The 1,096-nt window shown below is 37.1% G+C and carries 2 protein-coding genes and 1 pseudogene; all 3 read left to right on the top strand.

What is annotated here, in order from left to right; all coding sequences use genetic code 11:
- The coding region (locus ACFIMS_RS00270) for a type IV secretion system protein (protein ID WP_375696255.1) at positions 1-459 on the top strand (459 nt) is incomplete at its 5' end.
- A gap of 235 nt (positions 460-694) precedes the next feature.
- On the top strand, positions 695-838 hold the full coding sequence (locus tag ACFIMS_RS00265; RefSeq protein ID WP_375696254.1) for a TrwH protein: 144 nt from the start codon (positions 695-697) through the stop codon (positions 836-838).
- A pseudogene (locus tag ACFIMS_RS00260) lies at positions 835-1,096 on the top strand (hypothetical protein); the annotation flags it as partial. The gene ACFIMS_RS00265 and the pseudogene ACFIMS_RS00260, both read left to right, overlap by 4 nt.

The following is a 1,096-nucleotide window of genomic DNA, read 5'->3' as shown; positions in this document are numbered from 1 at the left end:
CTTTTCCAAGAAACCGTCTTCTTCGAGTCCAATGGACTGCTTTACAGTCTCTTAGGCATCATTATCTTGCTAGCAACAAGCCTCGTAGTAGCAATCGGCGGTGGTCTCGTGCTCCTAACAAAAATCGCTATTACACTTCTTGTAGGATTGGGACCACTCTTCATCATTGCTTTGCTCTGGCAACCAACTCATCGCTTTTTCGAGCAATGGATAATCCAAGTCGTCAATTATATAATCCTCTTTCTACTCTTAGCAACTGTATTTAATCTGATGATGAATATCTTTGCAAACTATTTGAGCGATATGAAACTCGATTACGACCAAAATGTAAGCTTCATGTTTGGGGGAGCTCTCATCTTGTCTATTATATCCATCATGCTGTTACTCAAACTATCAAGCATAGCCAATTCTCTCGCAAAAGGCATTACATTTGGACATCTATGGAGACATAGAAATTAGATGAGATAAAAAGCAATGGTTCCCGTAGACGCCCTTAATATCCATATGACAAAATAACGAGGATATCCAATCCTAAAGTAAAAAATACTTGCACTGAAATTGAGCTATTTTCATAAATTAAAATGGAATAAAAAAGTAAAATAATTACACACCATGCACTTTACTTTATGTTCAAAATAGGAATAATGACAATAAATATCAGAATGTATATAACAGTAAAAAGAGGCATATTAAAATGAAGTCGCTCATTCTTGGGATTTTGATTGCAAACCTTTTATCGGCTTGTGCATTAGCACCAAAGCTAAAACAGCCCAATGATAGGAACCGCGTGCCTATTAATAAAACAATCCCTGCCGAAATCAAGCGAGGAGACAGATGAAAAAGCGATTTATTATAACAGGAATGATTACCCTTTTGGAAATGATAAATTTGGCACATGCAAACAATGTTGATGATATATCTACTCGCATATGGGAAAGTCTTTTAAGGGCACAGATTCCTTCGGAATCAGATACTAAACAGAGTTCACCTGCTTCACCGCCACAATCTGCTTCACCGCCACAACCTGCTCTACCAGCAGAATATCTGGAGCTTATTAAGCTATTAAAAAAAGGGGAAATTATTGAGCTCTTAACAA

The sequence above is a fragment of the Bartonella sp. AP331QHHD genome, assembly GCF_042195905.1.
GTDB lineage: Bacteria > Pseudomonadota > Alphaproteobacteria > Rhizobiales > Rhizobiaceae > Bartonella.
The sequence above is the reverse complement of the archived record's forward strand: the minus strand, read 5'-3'. Positions and strand labels throughout refer to the sequence as shown.